Raw genomic sequence first — 5,166 nt, 5'->3', positions numbered from 1 at the left:
AATAAAGGAGAATAGCTATGACAAGCACAGTACTGGAATCAAAAAAAATTAATATTACTGAAGAAGATGTTGAAATTTTAAAAATAATGGCGCATCCAATTCGTTTACGTATTGTAAACGAGCTAAGCAAACATAATACTTTTAATGTTTCGCAGCTAACAAAAATTTTAGAGATACCCCAATCATCTGTTTCACAACATTTATCGAAAATGAAGGGTAAAGTACTAAAAGCTGAACGTAAAGGCTTAGAAATTTATTATTCAATTCGTAATAACAAAGCAACTCAAATTGTCGGCATACTTGGATATTAAGCCATATATACAATTGCGTAAAGATAGAGTAGTACCTGAAAAGGGTGCTACTCTTTTTGGACTCTATAAACACAACATGACAAATGTTACTTTTCCATAAAAGAACAAGAACAAACTAGGAATTATGTTTTCCTACATCGAATTTAAACGTACATGTCATTCAAAATAGATGCCAGACACCTGGATGTACATAGCTAAAAGCAACTCATCAAACGCTGGAGGGATACAATGTCTTATAAAACAATTCATACCGATTTTCGAAATGACTATACAAATGCTCGAGATGCCTTGTTAAATGAAGGAATCGTTGAAATTGGCCATGTCCAATATGAAAGTCAAAAAGGACTAATCATACGTCCTGCCTACGAAATAGAAGGAGAAATTTATTTTTTCTCGGGAATGAAAGCAGCGGGAGATACGATATACAGTGTACAATTAAGTCCTTTTAATGAGCTAAAAGAGGCGGATTACATGCCACTAGAAGAAAAATCTTGTATAACTGTGTAAATGAGATAGGTATAGCTATCAGCTAGGAAGAGGAGGGAGAGATAGATCAAGATGAGCGTATTATATTTTACAAGAACGTGTAAGTTTGCAAACATACTTAGACTCCTTAAACCCGAACGTTTCTGACAACTACAACAAAGAATGAAGTATGAACGAGCTGCAAAATCAAAGTTTCATTCGATAACATAAATCTAGTCTTGGTAAAGTACTTCCTAATCAGTATTCAGAAGGGAAGTAGCATGTATCTTGGTGTAATGACCTCAAAAGAGTATCGAAAAGTATTAGATACGAATATTCAAACTTAGGTGACGATATTTAAATTACACGGCATATCAATTTAATTTGATATATATACGAAATACAATGTAAAATACTTGTATCAAAAAATAAAGAAAAGTTTAATAATATCCTTTTCAGTGGATTCTTAACACGATTAATTGATTAAACTGCTTTCTTTCTGAAGCAGCTACCTTTGCTACGTTATTAGGACCTTTAGGATTTTTAGAGCAACTGGAAGCTGAGCGTAAAAAGAAAATGAAAAAAATAATTAATTGTAAAGTTTGAGGAACGTTCCTTCAACAGTATTATATATTATGAAAGAAAAAGAGCCATAATCCCCAATGGCTGAAATTATGGCTCTTTCAAGATGCAAGAAGTAGACACAAGAGAAAAAATCAGTGACAAGGTACTGATAAATAGAAGAGACTTGTCACTGTTACGTTCTCTTTAAAAGTATACCATAAAAGAATTTTTATGTTGAATATTAAACCGCAAACTAGTTGTAATAAACATAGCCTAAAGGAGACTCGACTCTTTTTCTTATTATAAGGGGTCCCGCCACATCGCTATCAAGCTAACAAAACAAAATACCCCCTAAAATGAAAATTTTATATCTCTACAGTTATTTATGAGAATTCAGCTCACTTTTTTCGTTTTGAGACACAACCAATTTCCTAAGTTGGTGGGTATGGGTGCTACTCTTAGTAAGAAAAATTTATTTTGGAAGCCTGATTTTATTCTCTAATCCTATAACCCGCATTGGTCCTTGTAAGGTTAGTTTAGTTAACAAAACGGCCATAAAAGCAGGACTATATTTCATACCATTTTCTAGCCAAGTACTAATGACACCTATATGTGCTGAAGTAATATAGCTAGTAAAAATCTCCTTTGGAATACTTAATTCTTCATCACATTCTACAATAGAAGATAATAAATCACCATATACTTTTTCTTGAACAATTTGTAACATACGACGTCGGAATTCTGGTAACCCTCTATCCCCTAACATCACTTTAAAAAAATCATGATTTTCAGCTATATATTCAAAAAGCCTTAAAAAAGAAAGTGGTGGATTATGTTCATTAACTTCTTGGATTGTTCCATTTATTTCTTTAGGTTTTACTCGTTCTATTAATTCTTCTAACGTCTCATCCATACTTTTCAAAAGAAAATCCTGTTTATCTTGGTAATGTAAATAAAACGTGCCACGAGTAAGCTCCGCTTTATCTGTAATATTTTGAACAGAAATCGTATTCAAATCTTTTTCTTCCAGAAGCTCAATAAGAGCATCCCTTAAATACCTAGTAGTTCTCTTTACACGAGGATCAATTTTTTTATTTTTAGACATAATCCCTTCTCCTTGTCTATAATTTCAAATCTTTTGGACGATATGTATCGAATTGTCTTTTATAAGACATTATAGAGTTTTTTGCACATTGACCAAAATCCATAACTTGATAAAATTATTATATACAAAGCGTTTATTAATTGACAATAAGTAAACTAATGGACACATTGTATATAATACAACATGAAGGGAACGATTTATTATGAAAGCATCACGTCTTATTGATGTTCACCATCACATTATTCCAGAGGAATACCGTTCAACTCTTGAATATTTTGGAGTTGCAAAATCAGGAGGCATGCCTATCAAAAAGTGGACTCCTGAAGATAGCATTGCAATGATGGACCGTTTAGGAATTGAAGTTGGTATCGGTTCTATTTCCGAACCTGGTCTAATTCCAGTTGCAAATCCCGATTTAGCAAAAAAACTTGCTCGCAGTATTAATGAATTCCAAGCAGAAATGATTGCTAAATATCCAAAACGTTTTGGAGGCTTCGCATTTTTACCACTTCCACACGTTGAAGAATCAATTGAAGAGTTAAAATATGCCTTAGATGAACTTAAACTAGACGGCGTTGGTTTATTATCTAACTATAATGGTCATTTTCTAGGTGACCCAATCTTTGACGAATTAATGGATGAATTAAACAAACGTAATGCAGTAGTATTTATTCACCCTAGTGCACCAGTTGAAGCAAGCCCACGCGCAAGATTCTTAACAGCGGACTTCATGGCAGAGTTTACATTCAATACAACTCGTGCGGCTGCTAACCTTGTGTTAAGTGGTACAATCGAACGTTGTCCAAATATTAAATTTATCCTTGCTCATGCAGGTGGTACACTTCCATATTTAAAATGGAGAATCGGACAATCTTACCGTTCAGCTAAAGTTTGGATGAATGATCCATTAGTATCTGAAAGATGGACAACACTAACAAAAGACCCTGAAGAATATATCAGCAATTTCTATTTTGAAACAGCAATTTCTACTCAGCCAGCAACTTTTGAAGCGTTAAAAGATACAACTGATTCATCACACATTTTATTTGGTAGTGATGCACACTATGCTCCTGAAGACTGGACAAAAGAAATGATTGAAAGGATTTCTAATTATCCAAACTTCGATGATAAAACTATCGAAGACATTTCAAGAAATAATGCTCTTAAACTCTTCCCACGCTTTAAATAATGGTTTAAATACGGGTTTAAATAAAGACAAAAGGTACAAATAAAAATAAACGCTAGTCATAATGAATGGACACCCCGACGAATGTCGCAGGCATTTTAAAAAGCCCAATTTGAACATCACTGTTTGAATTGGGCTTTTATTGTTTATTAATTTGTATAACTTTGGAGCGAATGAAAATAAATCATGAAACAAAGAAAAAACCTGTTATTATTGCATTACTCATTGCAACAGGAATGTTATCTGGTAAAAAAGAAAAACATTTTTCTGCACAGTAGACAAGTTGAAGCAGAAAATTAAGCTAATTTTGTAGAATAACCTAACTACGTTTAGGTTCTAGATGAAAAATTATAAAGAAAAACACGGAGGTGCTTTTATGAGTATACGAAATAAACGACTCGCTTATGGAAAAAATCAGTTACAGTTTGGGGATCTACGTCTCCCAGAAGGAAAGGGTCCTTATCCAGTTGCAATTGTTCTGCACGGTGGATTTTGGAAAAATATTTGGGGCCTAGATATGATGGAGCCCGTAGCAAAAGATTTGGCGTCAAGGGGTATAGCGACTTGGAACATTGAATTTCGTCGTGTTGGCGATGAAGGCGGAGGATGGCCAGGCACTTTAATTGATGCTGCAAATGCGACCGACTATTTACAACAAATAGCGGAAGAAAATCATCTTGATTTAGGCCGGGTTATTGCTATTGGGCATTCTGCAGGAGGTCATTTGGCTTTATGGTTAGCGGGTCGTAAGAAATTACCGGAAAATAGTGTTTTAAGAACTACTGATCAACCGCTTTCTCTTAAGGGAGCAATAAGCTTAGCAGGAGTTAACGATCTTGCACTAATGGATGATGTCCATCATTTACGTCTATCAGAATTCGGTAAAGAAAATAACCATCCTGTAACTGATTTGTTAGGCGGGACACCGAAAGAGGTTCCGGAGCGTTATGAGGAGGCTTCTCCAATTCAATTATTGCCCCTTCAGGTTCCACAAGTTCTTATTCACGGATCACTCGACATTAATGTGCCAATCGGAATTAGTTATAACTACAAGCGTGTAGCAGATGCTTCAGGAGATCAGGTGAAAATGGTGGAAATCCCATCCGCAGAGCACTCTAAAGTGATTGACCCCAATGTGGAAGAATGGTCATGTATTATCAGAGAAGTTAATAATTTATTGGATATGGAGAAGTAAAACCTCTCCATCAAGCTAATAAAAGCAAATACCCCCAAACGATAAGATTGACATCTCCAAGTGAAAATGTACAATTTTATCGTTTTAGGGGTGTTATCTTGCATAATTTAAACCGAAATTACTGGAGAATATGCCCAACATATTAAAGGTGAAGAAAGCGATGTCATCGAAATCGCTAAAAAGACAAAAAGAACTTGTAGTTAATACCTACAAGTTCTTTTTGTCTTTTTAGCGAAATTTACAATAAAATTCTTAATAATTTTTAGCAAATCAAAACTACAGGAGGTGCCGCAAAGTGTATTCTCCCAAAGAGGAAGGAAGAAATATAGTTATTTTATAT

The 5,166-nt window shown here is 34.4% G+C and carries 5 protein-coding genes; 4 read left to right on the top strand and 1 reads right to left on the bottom strand.

The window, feature by feature from the left end; genetic code table 11:
* The first annotated feature begins 17 nt into the window (after positions 1-17).
* Together ACQGSG_RS26335 and ACQGSG_RS26330 are read left to right on the top strand one after the other, a co-directional pair.
* Positions 18-311, top strand: a complete 294-nt coding sequence (locus ACQGSG_RS26335) for an ArsR/SmtB family transcription factor (RefSeq protein WP_426948389.1) — start codon at positions 18-20, stop codon at positions 309-311.
* A gap of 228 nt (positions 312-539) precedes the next feature.
* Positions 540-818 (top strand): hypothetical protein, encoded by a 279-nt coding sequence (locus ACQGSG_RS26330; protein WP_426948387.1) that lies wholly within the window; start codon positions 540-542, stop codon positions 816-818.
* A gap of 994 nt (positions 819-1,812) precedes the next feature.
* Here ACQGSG_RS26330 and ACQGSG_RS26325 read toward each other — a convergent pair.
* A complete protein-coding gene (locus ACQGSG_RS26325) occupies positions 1,813-2,445 on the bottom strand; it encodes a TetR-like C-terminal domain-containing protein (protein ID WP_426948385.1) in 633 nt (210 codons plus the stop codon).
* A gap of 199 nt (positions 2,446-2,644) precedes the next feature.
* Between ACQGSG_RS26325 and ACQGSG_RS26320 the strand changes: the two genes are divergently transcribed.
* The gene (locus tag ACQGSG_RS26320; protein WP_426948391.1) at positions 2,645-3,634 is read left to right on the top strand and encodes an amidohydrolase family protein; all 990 of its coding nucleotides are present in this window, start codon (positions 2,645-2,647) and stop codon (positions 3,632-3,634) included.
* Positions 3,635-4,007: 373 nt separating this feature from the next.
* Positions 4,008-4,826, top strand: a complete 819-nt coding sequence (locus tag ACQGSG_RS26315) for an alpha/beta hydrolase family protein (protein ID WP_426948383.1) — start codon at positions 4,008-4,010, stop codon at positions 4,824-4,826.
* Positions 4,827-5,166: the final 340 nt, after the last annotated feature.

The organism is Bacillus sp. GMa5/1 (assembly GCF_050172015.1).
In the GTDB taxonomy this organism is placed as follows: domain Bacteria; phylum Bacillota; class Bacilli; order Bacillales; family Bacillaceae_G; genus Bacillus_A; species Bacillus_A cereus.
The sequence above is the reverse complement of the archived record's forward strand: the minus strand, read 5'-3'. Positions and strand labels throughout refer to the sequence as shown.

Bases quoted from the DNA above. Each gene is read 5' to 3' on its own strand.
- ACQGSG_RS26330 (WP_426948387.1), top strand. From the start codon at position 540: ATGTCTTATAAAACAATTCATACCGATTTTCGAAATGACTATACAAAT.
- ACQGSG_RS26325 (WP_426948385.1), bottom strand. From the start codon at position 2,445: ATGTCTAAAAATAAAAAAATTGATCCTCGTGTAAAGAGAACTACTAGG.
- ACQGSG_RS26315 (WP_426948383.1), top strand. From the start codon at position 4,008: ATGAGTATACGAAATAAACGACTCGCTTATGGAAAAAATCAGTTACAG.
- ACQGSG_RS26335 (WP_426948389.1), top strand. From the start codon at position 18: ATGACAAGCACAGTACTGGAATCAAAAAAAATTAATATTACTGAAGAA.